The following is a 17,097-nucleotide window of genomic DNA, read 5'->3' on the forward strand; positions in this document are numbered from 1 at the left end:
AACCCCCTAAATACAACAAGATTTACACAAAGGAGGTCAATCATGGCCCTTAATTATAAAAAAACATCTTTGTATTTATCAGCGATGATGTGCGCTTGGTCAATACCCGTCGACGCTTTTGCAGCTAATCAATCACACACCCTGCCATTGGAAATTATTGATGTCACCGCGTCTCGATTACCAAGGGAACTTTACAACACTCCCGCAGCTGTCACACTTGTTGATGGGCAACGTGAATTTCAACTACAAGAAGCTTTACAGTTGGATGAAGCTCTGCAATTTGTGCCTGGTGTGTACTTTCAAAACCGCTATAATTTTGCGCAAAATCTACGTATTTCTATTCGTGGCTTTGGTTCTCGCGCACCGTTCGGTGTAAGAGGAATGCAATTACACGTAGATAATATCCCCTACACTTTACCCGATGGGCAAACTCAAGTAGATGATATTGAACTTAACGGTATAGACCAATTACATGTGACTCGCGGCGCAGCAACCGTCCAATACGGTAACGGCGCAGGAGGGGCAATTAATATCAGTACAAAAAATGGCGAAACATTCAAAGGTGTCACTCTAAACCTTGATGTCGGTAGTGATGACTTATATAAGTTAAACGCACAAGCAGGAACCAGCAACAACACTGGCAGTGCCTATATCAGTGCAAGCCATCTCAACTTTAATGGCTATCGAGAGCAAAGTCAGGTTGAAAAAACCACTTTGCGCGGTAAGTTTATTTGGAATATTAACGACAGTAAAACACTCACTGTAATCACTTCACTCATGGATATGCCAACATCCGAAGACCCAGGTGGGCTAACAAGAACCCAAGTTAATGAAAATCGACGTCAAGCCACTTTCATGGCCAAACGATTAGGCAGTGGACAGCAGGTCGAGCAACAAACCCTAGGTTTAACTTTACGAGATAGTTCGTTCGATAATACCCAGTGGATGGTTAATCTATTTGCAACCCATCGCGATTTTGAACAACAACTGCCATTTCCTGGCAGTAGTTTAATTGCCTACGATCGCTGGTTTTATGGAAGTAGTTTTGAAATAACCCAAGACTTACGAGCAAATAAACGACCGATTCGCCACACATCGGGTATTGAAATACGTAAGCAAGAGGATGACCGGCAACGCTTTAGCGTCTCCCCTAACGCTGAAATAACAGGGCAAACGGTTGATGAACTACAAGAAGCAAGGTCAATGAGTGCCTTTAGTATTGTAGATTGGCACCTTAACGACGCCGTAATTTTAACCACTGGGGTACGCTATGATGATTTAAAAATGTCAATTGACGCTCACTTAGCGCAAAGTGGTGTTGGTTCAGGTCAACGTAAATATCATGAGTGGAATGGCAATTTAGGGCTTAGCTATCGACTGGGTCTAAGGCATCAATGGTATGCTAATTTAGCCACCTCTTATGAATCACCAACCTTTACAGAGTTTGCCAACCCACAAGGTGCAGGCTTTAACCCATTTTTAAAACCTCAAGATTCTTTAAGCCGTGAGTTAGGTGTTCGAGGCGAGTTGAGTGACATTAAATACGACATCACTTTGTTTGCAACTAAAGTGACCGATGAAATAATTCCCTACGAAATTGACGGCCTCAGGTTTTTCGAAAACGCAGGAAAAACTGACCGAAAAGGCCTCGAGTTAGCTTTAGAGTGGCAACTCAATGAACAATGGCAGTGGCGAAATGCGCTGACATTGGCTCGCTATCAATTCGATAACTTCACTCCACTAAGTGGTGATAATGTAGACGGAAATCGTATGCCTGGCTTACCAAGGCAACAGTGGGTCAGTCAAATTAACTGGCAGTTTAATAAATGGCGAATTGAATTTGAGTCGAGTTATACCGGTCGGTTTTATGCCGAAAATAGTAACGACACACAAATAAAACAAAATTGGCTATTTAACACACGCGCTTCCTACTCGCTATTGCCTTCTGTATCTATAAAAGCGGGGATACGTAACTTATTCTCAAAAGATTATTTTGCAAATGTACGTATTAACGCAAATGCTAATAGAGATGTGAGCCAACGCGGTTACTTTGAGCCAGCACCTGAACGTAATCTATATTTTGGTCTGAGCGCAAAATTCTAAAAGGGTCTCATTTAATAAAAAGGTGGATTATTTAATCCACCTTTTTAAATTTAAACAATTACTTTACGCCTAACTCACGTAAACGCTCTTGTAAGTAGCTGTCGGCTGTGTAGCGCTCAGAGAGAACAACATCAGGGCGCGGGTGTAAGAACAATGGTAACGAAATACGTGATTTCGTAGACGCTTTACCCGTAGGGTTGATCACGCGATGAATCGTCGATGGGAAGTAGCCACCTGACGCTTCTTGTAACATGTCACCAATATTGATGATCAGGTTACCAAAATCACATGGTACGTCTAACCAACCGCCATCTGTTTTTTGGACTTGTAAACCTGGCTCATTCGCCGCAGGTAAAACAGTTAATAAGTTGATGTCACCGTGTGCAGCAGCACGAATTGCGCCTGGCTCTTCATCACCTGTCATTGGTGGGTAGTGAAGAATACGCAGAAGTGTTTGCTCAGAGTTAGCAATCATATCTTTAAGGTCGATAGAGAACTTAGCGCGCACATCTTCTGGTGCTTCAGCTTGAACCCAGCTTAATAATGTCGCTGCAAACTCATTCGCTAAACGGTAGTACTCACGGATTTCTTCTTCTAACTGTGCTGGAACACGGCCTTTTGGATAAACGTGGTAATACTCTTTAATATCTTTAACGGTAAAGCCTTTTGCAACTTCTGACACTGATGGTGGGAAATAACCATCTTGTGTTTCTTTTGAAAATAAAAACTCATGCTTTTGCTCAGAATTAAAGAATTCTTGCCAATTTTTGTAAATAGACTCAACTAATGACTGAGGGATTGGGTGATTTTTTAATACACCGAAACCTGTGTTTCTTAGTGACTCAACAAATTGAGCGGCCGCATCGCTCGCTTTATAATCAACGGTAGGTAAATGTTGCATTGTCTTTTCCAGTGAATAAGGTTCTAGAAGTCTGTGCTAAGCTTAGCATTTCTTCATTATAGCGCTTCGCGAGGATAGAGAAACACAGGTAAAAACATAAGGACTTATGTCCGCTCCTGTTTTGTTAACGCCTTAGTTTTGATACAGATCAACCACTGCAAAAATTTTGGAAAAGTTCAAAAGTAAAAACAAGTTCAACGGGTCTATTCTTAAATATTAAATAAAGGTAGGGTTTATATCATGCGCAAAAAAATAGCATTTCATAGCGGTGAGTTAACACTTGCAGGACAACTTGAGTACCCTGCAAACGATGTAAAGTTTTACGCTCTATTTGCTCACTGCTTTACATGTGGAAAAGATATAGCAGCTGCAACCAGAATAAGCCGCGCACTAGTTCAACAAGGAATTGCCGTGTTACGTTTTGACTTTACCGGTTTAGGTAATAGCGATGGTGATTTTGCTAACAGCAATTTCTCCTCCAACATCCAAGACTTGATCGCCGCAGCAGAGCATTTACGTGAAAACTTTAAAGCACCACAGTTACTCATTGGCCATAGCTTGGGAGGTGCTGCAGTGCTTGCAGCCGCTGATAAAATTAATGAAGTACAGGCCATTGTGACTATTGGTGCGCCATCGGATGCTCAGCATGTAAGTCATAACTTTGCAGCCCAAATAGATGAAATTAACAACCAAGGAAAAGCAAAAGTAAACTTGGCAGGTCGTGAATTTACCATTAAAAAGCAATTTTTAGATGACATAGCACAGTATGATCGAAGCCATATCAGTAAATTAAAACGTGCTTTATTAGTGATGCACTCCCCTATCGATACAACCGTTGATATTAGCGAGGCAGAAAAAATTTACGCCTCAGCGAAACATCCTAAAAGCTTTATAAGTTTAGATAACGCCGACCATCTACTCAGCAACAAAGTGGATGCTGATTATGCTGCAGGGGTAATCGCATCATGGGCAACGCGTTATATTGATTATGAAAAAGAAAGTTACACGGCTCAATTATTAAATGGCAGTGTACTTGTTGAAGAAAAAGATCACGTTTTTACCCAATATGTCAGTACAAAAGATCATACTTGGCTTGCTGATGAACCATTAAAGGTAGGGGGTAGTAACTTAGGGCCCGACCCTTACCACCACTTACTTGCAGGCCTTGGCGCTTGCACATCAATGACTCTTAGAATGTACGCTAGCCGCAAAAACTTACCGTTAGAGCATATTAAAGTTGAGCTTAATCATACACGTGACTATCACCAAGATTGCGATGATTGTGAACACAACAATAAGCTAGAAGCAATCACGCGTAAAATTACGCTAGTAGGTGATCTTACGGATGAACAGCGACAACGTTTGCTCGAAATAGCAGATAAGTGCCCCGTGCATAAAACACTTCATAACAATCCATTGGTGATTAGCGAGCTCGTAAATAAATAACCTATTAGCGCGTTAGAAAATAACGCGCTAACTCTACCTAACTGTTTATTCTAAGAAAAGCGTCAGTTGCTTTGTCATCGCTTCAACTAACCATTTCGGCCCGCCATCATACATGTCGTTATGGCGAGAATTAGGAATTACAGTTTGCGTTACAGGATACACAGCTAGCTCCTCATCCGTTAATAACACCCTATCATCCGCTGGGTAATCGCTACCACGTAGCGTAAGCACAGCAATATGTTTGTTTCGGGGTATCAGCATACGTCGATGATCAAGGGTGATAAGCTTAGAAACCTTCGCAGGATAAATAGCGGCATATAATGCTGCAATATCCCCCCCATTTGAGTGACCAAATAAAGTAAGCTGATTAAAGTCATACGCAGGATATCGCTTTGCAAGTTCTGTGGCTAAAAATTCAAGGGTTTGTACACCACGGTGCCAGTTTTCCATGCGTGTGGTCATGTATGGCGGCTCAGGGTTTAAACTCGGGTCGCCTTTTAATTCATGTGCAACTTCAACCGTTAAATAACCATGCTGATGAAAAACTTGCTGGGCAAATTGATAGTCTGTATGTGCCATACCATACCCTGCACCAATAAACGCCACTGGGCACTTTTTCTTTACCGTGCATGTGCTATCGGCTGCTGTGATAGTCACCGGAATATGGCGCGCTCGCTCTGTATCGAACAGCGTCTTTGTTTGATTAGCAAACGCTGTTTGCCCGCTAAGAGTTAAAGCGAGCATTAGCGCTGCCTTTTTAATATTTAACATGCGCTAATTTGAATTCTAAGCTGCGTTTAACCATAGGCCACTCACCATCAATAATTGAAAACACCACGGTATCACGAACGCACCCATCGGCCATAATTTGGTGATTACGTAGAACCCCATCTTGTTTCGCTCCCAAGCGAGCAATGGCATTGCGCGAAGCCTGATTATGCCAGTGAGTACGAAACTCAACGGCAATCACATTAAGTGTTTCAAATGCATAAGTCAGCAGCAGTTTTTTACATTCAGTATTAACCCCAGTACGCTGAAAACGCTTGGCATACCAAGTATAGCCAATTTCTAAGCGTCGGTTTTTACTATCAATATTGCAAAAACGGGTTGAGCCTATCACGGTGCCTGTGTGTTTATCGATGACAGCAAATGGTAATGCGCGACCAAGTGACTGTTGTTCAAACGCCATACTTAAGTAATCGTCAACACGTTCTTCATTGGGCACCGAGGTAAACCAAAGCTCCCAAAGCTTTCCATCCGTAGCAGCGCTTACTAAAGCATCGCGATGCTCACTTGTTAACGGCACTAATTTAACAAATTGCCCTTCCAAGGTGATAGGACTTAAATTCATCATCTTACTTAACCCTCTTAGTAATAAAGCTTAATCCACCAGCTCTATATCGAGCCCAGCGAGTAAGTCCAGAGCTGCATAGCGCTCAAATTTAGCTTTGCTGATGTTGTTAGCAGTTATATCAATGGCAAAATGGCTGGCACCAATAAAATTAGCGTTACTGAGATTAGTTTGTTGAAACAAGCTGTCACGAAAATCAGTGTCAGTAAAGTCAGCAGATGATAAATCTGCATGTCTAAAATCAACATCTTTGGCAAAACAGCTGCGCATTTTTAATGCCTTTAAACTCAGTTCAAAAAAGCTGCTGTAGCTAAGTTCACAACTAATAAAACTCGCTGGAGCACGGCTGGCAAGTAGCGGCCAATCAACATCAGTAAAACGCACACTGGTTAATTTACACTCTTTAAAACTGACCTCTTCGAGTGAAGTGTATCTCAGCCCAAGCGCAGCTAAATTGCAGTTTTTGAACTCACACTCTATAAATCGGCAATTTTCAAACTGGCTACTGCTAAAGTCACAGTCAATAAATTCACATTGCTCAAACTCGCAATGTGAAAACGTTTGGCCCGCTAAATTAACCTCAAAGGTGTGTTCAAAATAAAGTGAATGACTTTTGATCACGCGCTCGACTCAATATCTTTTTTAAGCGCCAGTACAGCAATAAAAATTAGGCCAAATAATGGCATAAAACCTAAAAGCCCACCGATTATGGCGACGATTACAGGTGTTGTCGTTTTACGTTTACCTAAGTAATAGCTAATAACGGCAAAAAACGGGATTAAAATCAAAATGAAAAAACCGATGAAGCTTCCACTTACACTCATGCCCACTCCTTGAAGAACATATTTATAAACATTTAAGCACAAAAAAACCCTAAGGCATACACCTTAGGGTTTTCATTAAACCTTATAATTCAGTTTATTATGAATTATTCAGTGTCTTTCGCTACAACATCAATGGCAAGCTCAGTTAATGCATCTGCATTTGCTTTGCTTGGTGCATCTGTTAATAAACATGATGCTTGAGTAGTTTTAGGGAAAGCAATAACGTCACGAATGTTATCAGTACCGCATAACAGCATAACTAAACGGTCAAGACCAAACGCAAGACCTGCGTGCGGTGGTGTACCGTATTTAAGTGCGTCCAATAAGAAACCAAACTTGTCTTGTTGCTCTTGCGCTTCGATACCTAAGATTCTGAATGCTGTTTCTTGCATATCTGCATTGTGAATACGTACCGAACCACCACCAACTTCGTAGCCGTTTAAGACCATGTCATATGCATCTGATAATGCACCTGCTGGGTTTGCTTCAAGCTCTTGGGCAGAAATACCTTTTGGTGCAGTGAATGGGTGGTGAACCGCATGCAATGTACCTTCGTCGTCTTCTTCGAACATTGGGAAATCAACAACCCATAAAGGTTTCCAGCTATCTAGATCAGTGATGCCTAAATCAACACCAATCTTAAGACGTAGTGCACCCATTGCTTCGTTTACAACATTACGCTTGTCAGCACCGAATAAAATGATATCGCCAGATTGTGCGTTCGTACGCTCAAGTAACTGGTTAATCACCTCTTCGTTTAAGAACTTAGCGATTGGTGATTGCACGCCTTCAACGCCCGCAGCACGATCGTTAACTTTCATCCATGCGAGGCCTTTCGCGCCATAGATACCGATGAATTTAGTGTAGTCGTCGATTTGTTTACGAGAAAGCTCAGCACCGCCTGGTACAGTTAATACAGCAACACGGCCTTTCTCGTCATTAGCAGGACCAGAGAATACTTTGAACTCAACGTCTTTTACTAAATCAGCAACGTCTACAAGTTGCATTGGGTTACGTAGGTCCGGTTTATCAGAACCATATAAACGCATTGCTTCGCTGTAAGGCATTACTGGGAAGTCGCCTAAATCAACGTCTAATAATGACTGCCACATTTCGCGGATCATTTTCTCAGTCATTGCACGCACTTCGTCAGAGCTCATGAATGACGTCTCTAAATCGATTTGCGTGAATTCTGGCTGACGGTCAGCACGTAAGTCTTCATCACGGAAACATTTAACAATTTGATAGTAACGGTCGAAACCCGACATCATTAATAATTGTTTAAATAATTGTGGCGACTGAGGTAAAGCGTAGAAGCTACCTTTGTGAACACGGCTAGGTACTAAGTAGTCACGCGCACCTTCTGGTGTTGCTTTTGTCAGTACCGGTGTTTCAATGTCTAAGAAACCGTTATCATCTAAGAAACGACGCACAAAGCTGCTCGCTTTTGCACGAAGTTTAATACGGTCGCTCATTTCAAGACGACGTAAATCTAGGTAACGGTATTTTAAACGGCGCTCTTCAGAGTTTTGCTGATTAAAATCAAGTGGTAATGGCTCTGAGCGGTTGATGATAGTTAAGCTTGTGCCTAAAATTTCAACTTCACCTGTTGCCATGTCTTTATTTACTTGGCTATCAGGGCGTGCGCGAACAACACCTTTTAACTGCACACAAAACTCTTGACGTAGTTTATTAGCAGTATCCATTAATCCTTCTACTTCAGGATCAAAAACAACTTGTACTAGACCTTCTCTGTCACGTAAATCGACGAAAATAAGGCCACCAAGGTCACGACGTTTGTTGATCCAACCACATAGTTCAACTTCTTGATCTACGTGAGATTTATTTAGCTGTCCGCAATATATAGAGCGCATAGTATTCCTGTCAGTTAAAGACTTATAGCCGCCTGCTCTTAAGAGTTCGCTATTTTGAGAGCAAAAGCCACTATACAAAGTAATCATTTAAGGCAGAGCATTATACCCAAACCATCGTAAAATGCGAGTGCCAGCAGTGCCTGTCAGGGGCTAAATATACGTCCCGACTTCTGAGTAAACACTTCTTTTGGTACACTAGCCCGAATTTAAATTTATTGGTTGATTTAATGCTGTACTTAGGTTGTCCGCAGTGGTCTAGCACCGCATGGAAAGGAAACTTACTCTCTAGTCACTGTAAAAGCGCCGACATGCTCAGTGAGTATGCGCAATGCTTTAATTCAGTCGAGGGTAATACCAGTTTTTATGCTGACCCAAGTCACGAGTCATTGTTACGCTGGCATGATGCAGTACCCGAAGACTTTAAATTTACTTTTAAGTTTCATCGGCGATTTAGTCACGAATTACAACTGACTAATGTAAATAGTGAGTTGAACGCATGGTTAAGCTTATTTGAGCCAATTTTTGCCAAAACAGGGCAAATTATGTTGCAGTTACCCAGTGCTTTTGGCCCGAATGCCCTGCCACTACTGACTAACTTTATTGCCCTGTTACCAAAACAGCTTAATTACGGCGTAGAAGTTCGTCACCCTGCCTTTTTCCAAAAAGGAGATGCTGAAATTCGTTTAAATCAGCTATTAATTGAAAATAATATAGACCGCATAAGCATGGATACTCGCGCTTTATTTGCTGTACCCGCCGATACCGATGCACTCATTGATGCGCAAAAGAAAAAGCCTCATTTACCTGTGCATGCAATCGCTACAAACAATAACCCACTGGTGCGTTTTGTTATTGCAAGCTTAGAGCACGAATACAAATCCTATTACCAACCTTGGCTAAAAAAAATAAACCAGTGGCTCGAAGAAGGTAAATCACCTTATGTATTTTTTCATACCGCAGATAATCGCCAGTCGCCACTTTTAGCAAGACAGTTTTGCCAAGATTTAGGTTACAATCACCCCGTGCTTGCGCCTTTTATAGGTGAACGCGAAGCAAGCCAAAGCAGTTTATTTTAATCTCAGAGTGCATATGAAAGATTACAGCCGTTATTTTCAAGGTTACCCACCCCATATTATTGAGCAAGTGTTACAACTATTTAATGGCAACAAAGCTGCAAACTACCTCAAGGGCAAATACCCTGATGCACATAGTATTACCAGCGACACAGCCTTATACAGTTACGCCACTGAGCTAAAAAAGCGTTATCTTAAAAACGCCCTACCTTTTAGCCGTGCCGCGTTCAAAAAACAAGGAGATATGGTCACTAATGCGTTAGGTACCCATACTTTTCGTATGCAAGGTAAAACCCGTAAACACGACCTAGCAATTAATAGCGATTTACTTCGCGCACCTGAGCCACTTCTCAAGGCACTCGTCGTACATGAACTGGCTCATTTTAAAGAAAAAGACCACAACAAAGCGTTTTATCAACTTTGTTGCCACATGGAGCCGCAATACCATCAACTAGAACTGGATTTAAGAATATTCAGCGTATTAGTAGGTGAAGGAAAAAATCCTTACTAGAGTGTTAAGCTTAAGTAAAATCGGCAGCACTTTATTCAACTTCAAACCTTATTTGACCAATTAGCTGCCCTGATTCTGTAACCACCTTAACGATCCATTTGCCAGATGAATCTGCTGGGAAATTCGTTTTATGACTCCATGCCCTATAACCCTTTTCTCGTCCACCCGATATTTCTAATGGAATACGCTCAACTTCTTTACGATTATGCACCCATACATGGTAAATTTTTTCATTCAAGCCTCGCGGGGCTTTAACAGCGCTAAAGCTATATAGACCTTTTTGGTGTAAAGCATGCTCGGTTAATTTTTGAATCGGCTCTATTGGCTTACGGGCTTGTTCGTCAAGGTGATACGACATGCTCATATCGGTTAAGCGCAGTGCCGCGGGCGGCACAAAGCTACGTAACTGCCACAAACCTGCACTAAGCGCTCCTAATAGCAAGACAAGTAATGGGAAACGCCACCATTTTGCATTAGGCATTAAGTTACCTAAGCTTGGTATGGTAAAGATAACAGCTGTGATGAGCGCAATTTCAAAGCTCTGGCTGGTGGTAAGTTGGAATAAAATAGGTAAAGTAACTGAGATTACAACAAATAACGAAAAGTTGTGAAAAACAGTAAATAACACACTGTGTTTAGCGAGTTTTTTATAATAAAGCGGATCAACAACAGAGATAAACGCGCACAGTGCAATTAAACCAGTAAATGCAGCCTGTGGGTGATCCCACGTTGTTACCGCTAAAAAAAACGGCAATGCAAAAAATAAACTTTCTTGCTGCACAACCTGTAATGCAAAACGCATAAAATTGGGAGACACAGCCAAACCAAATTGCTGTTCAACTTTATCCCGTAACCAGTTATCTAGAATTAACCAAACCCAGCTTACAAGTAAAAGTATAGAAATAACTTGCGAGAATGACTCTTTTCGCTCAACGAATATAAAGCTTGCAACCCCACTGCAAAAAGCCAACACTGCCATCAGACCTGGGCGCTTTTGCATTGCTATGACAAATTTTGTTATAAAGTCTTTTAAGTAATTCATGCAATCATAAAATCCGTTTAAGAGTATGTGATTAAAGCATAAATTGGATGAATGTTGGATGATAAGCTTAATCAAATTAATACAATATAGTAGATATCTTTAAATAACCAATTAACAATATTTTCTCCGATACGTGTTAATAGCCCCTCTGTTACGAATCATTATTCACTTAATTTATAGTGGCTTTTTGAACTTTATTTGCGCTTTAGAAGAATCATGCAAATGTAATTAAAGATTATGAATGGACAATCGTATTGAGGCAAAATTGGTGGTTATTTATCAATTGAAGAGAATAAGGTAGCTCATGCTCGTTAAAATTAAACACACTCTCGCACTATTTTTATTATTACTTTTTATTGGTTGTGTCAAAGCAGAGCAATGTGCAGAGTCAATGCAACTAGGTGACACCACTTTGCATTCAGAATGTCGAGGTGCAGAAGCAATTTCATCCAGTAAAATAACTTCATCAATGAGCCCCGATGAAGCATTTGAAATGACCTTAACTATTTTAGAGTCTAAGGGAGAGATTCAAGTTTCAAAAAACGATTTATATGTTTCAATTTTTTCATTAATACAAACCGAAAAGTTTAACTTTAGAGTAACTAATTTTCCTAACGGAATATTCTTGGCTTCAGAAAACACCAGTGCAATTTACTTAAAAGTGGATGACAAAACCTGGTTACAGAAGGTGTTATAACACCCTACACTAAATATAAAAAGCGCGGTTTAAACCGCGCCTCTATTTTACCTGACAGCTGAAAGCTAAAGTCGTTAAGTTACAAACCTAGCTCTGCCATAAAATCATCATCTGCGTCATCAACTTGTGATGATGCTTTTTGCTTTTCAGCTTTTTGTTTGGCTTCGTTTTCGATGATGTCGTCAGGGTCAACGGCTTCTGAAATATCAAAGTCATGTAGTTTGATGAATTCTGTTTTATCCATCGCTAGTTCTAGATAGAAAATATTTTGCTTCGCTGTGGTGAATGTTACACGGCGAGCTTGTGGTCTATCCATGGTGGTATCAACGGAGATTTGCACCTGCTTGTTAATCGCCATCATTTTAGGTTGGTTTTGAGTGATTGATGTATGCAGCTGCTCTCTTACCTTAGAGGTAAAGTCGCCCACAATTTGGTTCATCAGCTCACCTAATACATTAGCAACATCATCTGATAAATGGCTTTGCGCAATTTCATCTTCTGGCATCCCCATATTACGCATATAGTCATGGTAGATTTCCATAGCTGCTTGCGCTGTGAAATTAGTAACAACTAGGCCTGTAAAGCCACCATCGAACAATACAAAACAGCCAATATCTGGGCGCATACAGGTACGGGTAATTTTTTGCACCATCGCAGAATAACTAATATTGTTACCACTTGCTGATGACAATACGCCGGTTACTGAATGACACAGAGTTGATAAGATATCTTCGGTACTGATCACTTTGCTTTTAGTCATTAAACTTCTCTTTTTTGTACTTGTTATTGATAATTCTAGCCAAGCTACTGAATTTATCACTGACTATCCAGTTAAAAATGCTAAAATAGCGGTATTATTTTTTAAAGAGACTGTTCACGTGACGCAAAAAGACAGTATTTATGCCACTGAGCAAGCGGTTAAAGACTTTAGCTTTGACCAACATGTAGTAGAAGTTTTTCCTGATATGATCCAGCGCTCGGTGCCAGGCTATGCCACCATAGTAAGCACCATGGGTAAGCTGGCTGGCGAGTACGCGCAAAGCAATTCAAACCTATACGACTTAGGCTGTTCACTTGGTGCAGTAACGTTAAGTATGCGCCGTAATATTCGCACCGATAACTGTAACATCATTGCGGTCGATAACTCACAAGCGATGGTTGAACGCTGTAAATTACATTTACAAGGTTTTCGCTCTGACGTGCCGGTCACAGTCACGCTGGGTGATATAAACGATTTAGTAATCGAGAATGCCTCTGTGGTAGCGATGAACTTTACTCTACAGTTTATACCGCCTGAAAAACGCCACGCGGTGCTTGAAAAGATTTACGCAAATTTAAAACCTGGCGGCGTTTTGCTGCTTAGCGAAAAAATTAAAGGTGAAGATGAGCAATGCGATAATTTGCTCATTGATTTACACCATGATTTTAAGCGTCATAACGGCTACTCGGAGCTTGAGATCAGCCAAAAGCGTACGGCTATCGAAAACGTCATGCGCCCTGATCATTTATCTACCCACTTAAACCGATTAAGTGAAATTGGTTTTAGCCAAACGCAAGTGTGGTATCAATGTTTTAACTTCTGCTCGATGATTGCAATCAAGTAATCATCACAACGATATAAAAGAGTATTTCATGTCTCAATGGTTTAACCAATTTTACGCTGCGATTGCACAAAGCCCGCTTAGTCACTGGCTCGAAACTTTGCCAGGTCAATTAAAGCACTGGGAACTAGAAGCCAGCCACGGCGATTTACCTAAATGGCAAAAAGTGCTGAAAAACTTACCTGAAGTAAGCACCAACCATGTAAACCTTCAGAATAAAGTACAAATTGGCACCGGTGACGAGCTATCTGAAGGTCAGCAAAAACAGTTAACGCATTTATTAAAGCGCATGATGCCATGGCGTAAAGGGCCATTTAGCTTACACGGTATTGAGATTGATACTGAGTGGCGCAGTGATTGGAAATGGGATCGTTTACTGCCGCATATCGAACCGTTAAAAGGCCGCACTGTGCTTGATATTGGTTGTGGCTCGGGTTACCACTTATGGCGCATGCGCGGTGAAGGCGCAAATTTTGTGGTGGGTATTGATCCATCCGATTTATTCTTATGCCAATTCCAAGCAATTAAACACTATCACCAAGATGAAAACGTGCATTTACTGCCGCTAGGTGTAGAGGCTCTGCCTGAACTAAAAGCATTCGATACCGTGTTTTCGATGGGTGTTTTATATCACCGCCGCTCACCTATCGACTTTTTAGCGCAGTTAAAAGCGCAGCTTCGCCCAGGTGGTGAGCTGGTACTTGAAACCTTGGTTGTTGAAGGTGATGAGCATAGAGTCTTAGTGCCAACCGACCGTTATGCCAAAATGCGTAATGTGTGGTTTATTCCAAGCACCGCGGCATTAAAACTATGGATGGAGCGTGTTGGCTTTAAAGATGTACAAGTTAAAGACTGCGCAATCACAACGCTTGAAGAACAACGTAAAACCGAGTGGATGGAAAACGAATCACTCATCGACTTTTTAGATCCAAATGACACCAGCAAAACCATCGAAGGTTACCCTGCCCCTCTTCGCGCTATTTTAACCGCGAAAGCTTAAGCCAAATTTGGCTCTCGGTTTTAGGCTCTGAACAAACCAAGAGCCTAAAACCCAGTAGCTAATTCCTTTTTTAGCGGACAACTGTCCTTGTCAAGTCGGTTAAAGTGATTTTTCAACTAGCCGCGCCAGTGCAATTGTTGTAAAATACGCGCGTTTCTAAGCAACCCACATGCAACTTTTTTGAGGAAAACCTGTGAGCGAACAAAAACAGTCTCTTAGCTATAAAGACGCGGGCGTAGATATCGATGCCGGTAATGCACTTGTTGAGCGTATTAAAGGCGTAGTTAAAAAAACCAGACGTCCTGAAGTAATGGGCGGTATCGGTGGTTTTGGCGCACTTTGCGAACTACCAACTGGCTATAAAGAGCCTGTACTGGTTGCTGGCACAGACGGCGTTGGTACAAAACTACGTTTAGCTATTGATCTTAAAAAGCACGACACAGTGGGTATTGACCTTGTTGCTATGTGTGTAAACGACCTTATCGTACAAGGTGCAGAGCCACTATTTTTCCTTGACTACTATGCAACGGGTAAATTAGACGTAGATACTGCGGCTGATGTTGTAACAGGTATTGGTAAAGGCTGTGAGCTATCTGGCTGTGCATTAATCGGCGGTGAAACTGCTGAAATGCCTGGTATGTACGACGGCGAAGACTACGACATGGCTGGTTTCTGTACGGGCGTTGTAGAAAAATCAAAAATTATCGACGGTACTAAAGTAGCTGCAGGCGACCAATTAATCGCACTTGCATCAAGCGGTCCTCATTCAAACGGCTTCTCATTAATTCGTAAAGTACTTGAAGTATCTGGTGCAAACACAAGCGCAGAGCTTGAAGGCAAAACACTTGGCGATCACCTTTTAGAGCCAACTCGCATTTACGTTAAACAACTACTTGAGTTATTCAAGCATGTTGACGTTCACGCGTTATCGCACATCACGGGTGGTGGTTTCTGGGAAAACATCCCGCGCGTACTTCCTGAGTCTGCAAAAGCAGTAATTAAAGGCGACAGCTGGGAATGGCCTGTTGTTTTCAACTGGTTACAAGAAAACGGCAACATCACAACTCACGAAATGTACCGTACATTCAACTGTGGTGTAGGTATGGTTTTAGTTGTTCCAGCCGACAAACTTGAGCAAAGCTTAACAATTCTTAAAGATCTTGGCGAAAATGCATGGCATATCGGTGAGATCCAAGATGCGAAAGCAGGCGAAGAGCAAGTAGAAATTTTAGGTGGTCGTGACTAATGACCCCTTGTCGTCTTGTTGTATTAATTTCTGGTAGCGGTTCAAACCTTCAAGCCATCATCGACGCCTGTGCGCGCGGTGAAATCAAGGCCGACATCGCCGCTGTAATTAGTAATAAAGCCGACGCTTATGGCCTTGAGCGAGCAAAAAAAGCAGGTATACAAACACGTGTACTTAGCCATAAAGATTTTGACTCGCGTGAGGCCTATGATGCTGAGTTAATGGACATTATTGACAGTTTTGAACCAAATCTGGTTGTATTAGCTGGTTTTATGCGTATTCTAACACCTAGCTTAGTGCAAAAATTTAAAGGAAAAATGTTGAACATTCATCCTTCTTTGTTGCCTAAGTACCAAGGGCTGAATACCCATCAAAGAGCAATAGATGCAAAAGATGAGGTTCACGGCGTAAGTGTTCACTTTGTAACTGAAGAGCTAGACGGCGGTCCCGTTGTGCTTCAGGCCAAAGTACCGGTACTCGAAAACGATACCGCAGACACACTTGCACAACGTGTTCATCAACAAGAACATATAATCTATCCTTTGGTGGTCAAGTGGTTCAGTGAACAACGACTCAAGATGGAAGCAGATTATGCAGTTTTTGACAAAAAGAAACTTCCTGCACACGGCGCACATTACCCAGAATAAAAAACGAAGTGCCCTACTCGCATGTGTGGGCACTTTATTACTTCCTACCAGTGTTTTAGCTGGCGACCTCACTCAATACCAAGCCAAATACGATGTACTTCGTAAAGGTGAAACCCATGGTAAAGCGGTACGTGAGCTAAAAAAAATCAACGATGGCAACTATGTACTTACCTATCATAGTGAAATTGAATGGATGATTTTTTCTGACTCCCGAAAAGAAACCTCCGAATTTAGTTACCAAGACCATAAAATATCACCTCTTAGCTACGCTATGGAGCGAACAGGAACAGGGCCAGATAAAGAATACACGCTCAAATTCGATCCTGTTCACAAGCAGGTCAACAGTAATCAAAGTAAATACCCGCTGAAATTCGATTGGTCAGACGATTTCCAAGACTCGTTATCGTATCAAGTACAGGTTCGCGAAGAATTAAAGCAAGGTAAAACGCAGCTTTCTTATCCTTTAGTAGATAAAAAAGGCAACCTGCGTAGTTATGACTTTGAAGTCATTGGCACAGAAATGATTTCATTACCAATCGGTAATATAGATGCAATTAAAGTAAAACGCTTATACGACAACAATAAACGTCAAGCCCTTGCTTGGTTTGCCCCAGAAATGGACTACATGCTAGTTCGTATGTGGAAAGGTGAAAAAGGTGTCGAACAGTTTGAAGTACAACTTAACTCATTCACTGTCACTACACCTGTTACCGTAGCTAATGATAAGTAGTCGCGATTTTACATCGCGACAAGCGTTTACATCACGAGAAGGTGTCTGCGT

The 17,097-nt window shown here is 41.5% G+C and carries 18 protein-coding genes; 10 read left to right on the forward strand and 8 right to left on the reverse strand.

Going from position 1 to position 17,097, the window contains the following annotated elements; all coding sequences use genetic code 11:
- The first annotated feature begins 42 nt into the window (after positions 1–42).
- Entirely contained in the window at positions 43–2,103 is a 2,061-nt protein-coding gene (locus L3V41_RS00295; RefSeq protein ID WP_237126986.1) for a TonB-dependent receptor, read from the forward strand.
- Positions 2,104–2,161: 58 nt separating this feature from the next.
- Here the strand turns inward: L3V41_RS00295 and L3V41_RS00300 are convergent, their stop codons facing one another.
- Positions 2,162–3,004 (reverse strand): 2OG-Fe(II) oxygenase family protein, encoded by an 843-nt coding sequence (locus L3V41_RS00300; protein ID WP_062569368.1) that lies wholly within the window; start codon positions 3,002–3,004, stop codon positions 2,162–2,164.
- 240 nt (positions 3,005–3,244) lie between these two features.
- On the opposite strand from L3V41_RS00300, the gene L3V41_RS00305 reads away from it, so the two are divergent.
- Complete coding sequence (locus tag L3V41_RS00305) at positions 3,245–4,450, forward strand: bifunctional alpha/beta hydrolase/OsmC family protein (protein WP_237126987.1); 1,206 nt, start codon at positions 3,245–3,247, stop codon at positions 4,448–4,450.
- Positions 4,451–4,495: 45 nt separating this feature from the next.
- Here the strand turns inward: L3V41_RS00305 and L3V41_RS00310 are convergent, their stop codons facing one another.
- The 5 genes from L3V41_RS00310 to aspS all read right to left on the reverse strand — a co-directional run bounded on the left by L3V41_RS00310 (position 4,496) and on the right by aspS (position 8,499).
- Positions 4,496–5,221, reverse strand: a complete 726-nt coding sequence (locus tag L3V41_RS00310) for an alpha/beta hydrolase (protein WP_237126988.1) — start codon at positions 5,219–5,221, stop codon at positions 4,496–4,498.
- Positions 5,208–5,804, reverse strand: coding sequence for a GNAT family N-acetyltransferase (locus L3V41_RS00315; protein ID WP_237126989.1), 597 nt, complete (start codon positions 5,802–5,804; stop codon positions 5,208–5,210). The genes L3V41_RS00310 and L3V41_RS00315 overlap by 14 nt, the downstream gene beginning before the upstream one ends.
- Positions 5,805–5,831: 27 nt before the next feature.
- Positions 5,832–6,419, reverse strand: a complete 588-nt coding sequence (locus tag L3V41_RS00320) for a pentapeptide repeat-containing protein (RefSeq protein WP_237127263.1) — start codon at positions 6,417–6,419, stop codon at positions 5,832–5,834.
- A complete protein-coding gene (locus L3V41_RS00325; RefSeq protein WP_237126990.1) occupies positions 6,419–6,625 on the reverse strand; it encodes a hypothetical protein in 207 nt (68 codons plus the stop codon). The genes L3V41_RS00320 and L3V41_RS00325 overlap by 1 nt, the downstream gene beginning before the upstream one ends.
- A 104-nt stretch (positions 6,626–6,729) precedes the next feature.
- On the reverse strand, positions 6,730–8,499 hold the full coding sequence (gene aspS, locus L3V41_RS00330; protein ID WP_130150157.1) for an aspartate--tRNA ligase: 1,770 nt from the start codon (positions 8,497–8,499) through the stop codon (positions 6,730–6,732).
- A 227-nt stretch (positions 8,500–8,726) separates the two neighbouring features.
- Here aspS and L3V41_RS00335 point away from each other — a divergent pair, with 227 nt between their 5' ends.
- Positions 8,727–9,575: a DUF72 domain-containing protein gene (locus L3V41_RS00335; RefSeq protein WP_062569374.1), complete on the forward strand. Its 849-nt coding sequence runs from the start codon at positions 8,727–8,729 to the stop codon at positions 9,573–9,575.
- Between the two features lie 13 nt (positions 9,576–9,588).
- The gene (locus tag L3V41_RS00340; protein WP_062569375.1) at positions 9,589–10,083 is read left to right on the forward strand and encodes a YgjP-like metallopeptidase domain-containing protein; all 495 of its coding nucleotides are present in this window, start codon (positions 9,589–9,591) and stop codon (positions 10,081–10,083) included.
- 31 nt (positions 10,084–10,114) lie between these two features.
- Here L3V41_RS00340 and L3V41_RS00345 read toward each other — a convergent pair whose 3' ends face one another.
- A complete protein-coding gene (locus tag L3V41_RS00345; RefSeq protein WP_237126991.1) occupies positions 10,115–11,125 on the reverse strand; it encodes a DUF5924 family protein in 1,011 nt (336 codons plus the stop codon).
- A 304-nt stretch (positions 11,126–11,429) separates the two neighbouring features.
- Between L3V41_RS00345 and L3V41_RS00350 the strand changes: the two genes are divergently transcribed.
- Positions 11,430–11,822 carry a hypothetical protein gene (locus tag L3V41_RS00350; RefSeq protein ID WP_193987480.1) on the forward strand — a complete coding sequence of 131 codons (393 nt, stop codon included), beginning with the start codon at positions 11,430–11,432 and terminating at the stop codon, positions 11,820–11,822.
- Between the two features lie 79 nt (positions 11,823–11,901).
- On the opposite strand, the gene L3V41_RS00355 is transcribed toward L3V41_RS00350, so the two are convergent.
- On the reverse strand, positions 11,902–12,582 hold the full coding sequence (locus L3V41_RS00355) for a DUF3334 family protein (RefSeq protein ID WP_062569379.1): 681 nt from the start codon (positions 12,580–12,582) through the stop codon (positions 11,902–11,904).
- A 118-nt stretch (positions 12,583–12,700) separates the two neighbouring features.
- On the opposite strand from L3V41_RS00355, the gene cmoA reads away from it, so the two are divergent.
- The 5 genes from cmoA (at position 12,701) to L3V41_RS00380 (ending at position 17,046) form a co-directional block, all read left to right on the forward strand.
- Positions 12,701–13,426, forward strand: a complete 726-nt coding sequence (gene cmoA, locus L3V41_RS00360) for a carboxy-S-adenosyl-L-methionine synthase CmoA (RefSeq protein ID WP_062569419.1) — start codon at positions 12,701–12,703, stop codon at positions 13,424–13,426.
- A 28-nt stretch (positions 13,427–13,454) separates the two neighbouring features.
- Positions 13,455–14,423: a tRNA 5-methoxyuridine(34)/uridine 5-oxyacetic acid(34) synthase CmoB gene (gene cmoB / locus L3V41_RS00365; RefSeq protein ID WP_237114208.1), complete on the forward strand. Its 969-nt coding sequence runs from the start codon at positions 13,455–13,457 to the stop codon at positions 14,421–14,423.
- Between the two features lie 193 nt (positions 14,424–14,616).
- Positions 14,617–15,669, forward strand: a complete 1,053-nt coding sequence (gene purM / locus L3V41_RS00370) for a phosphoribosylformylglycinamidine cyclo-ligase (RefSeq protein WP_193987482.1) — start codon at positions 14,617–14,619, stop codon at positions 15,667–15,669.
- The gene (purN, locus tag L3V41_RS00375; RefSeq protein ID WP_130150163.1) at positions 15,669–16,316 is read left to right on the forward strand and encodes a phosphoribosylglycinamide formyltransferase; all 648 of its coding nucleotides are present in this window, start codon (positions 15,669–15,671) and stop codon (positions 16,314–16,316) included. Before purM ends, purN begins: the two co-directional genes overlap by 1 nt.
- On the forward strand, positions 16,261–17,046 hold the full coding sequence (locus tag L3V41_RS00380; RefSeq protein ID WP_237114209.1) for a DUF3108 domain-containing protein: 786 nt from the start codon (positions 16,261–16,263) through the stop codon (positions 17,044–17,046). Before purN ends, L3V41_RS00380 begins: the two co-directional genes overlap by 56 nt.
- Positions 17,047–17,097: the final 51 nt, after the last annotated feature.

The sequence above is a fragment of the Pseudoalteromonas sp. L21 genome, assembly GCF_021728035.1.
GTDB classification, from domain to species: domain Bacteria; phylum Pseudomonadota; class Gammaproteobacteria; order Enterobacterales; family Alteromonadaceae; genus Pseudoalteromonas; species Pseudoalteromonas arabiensis.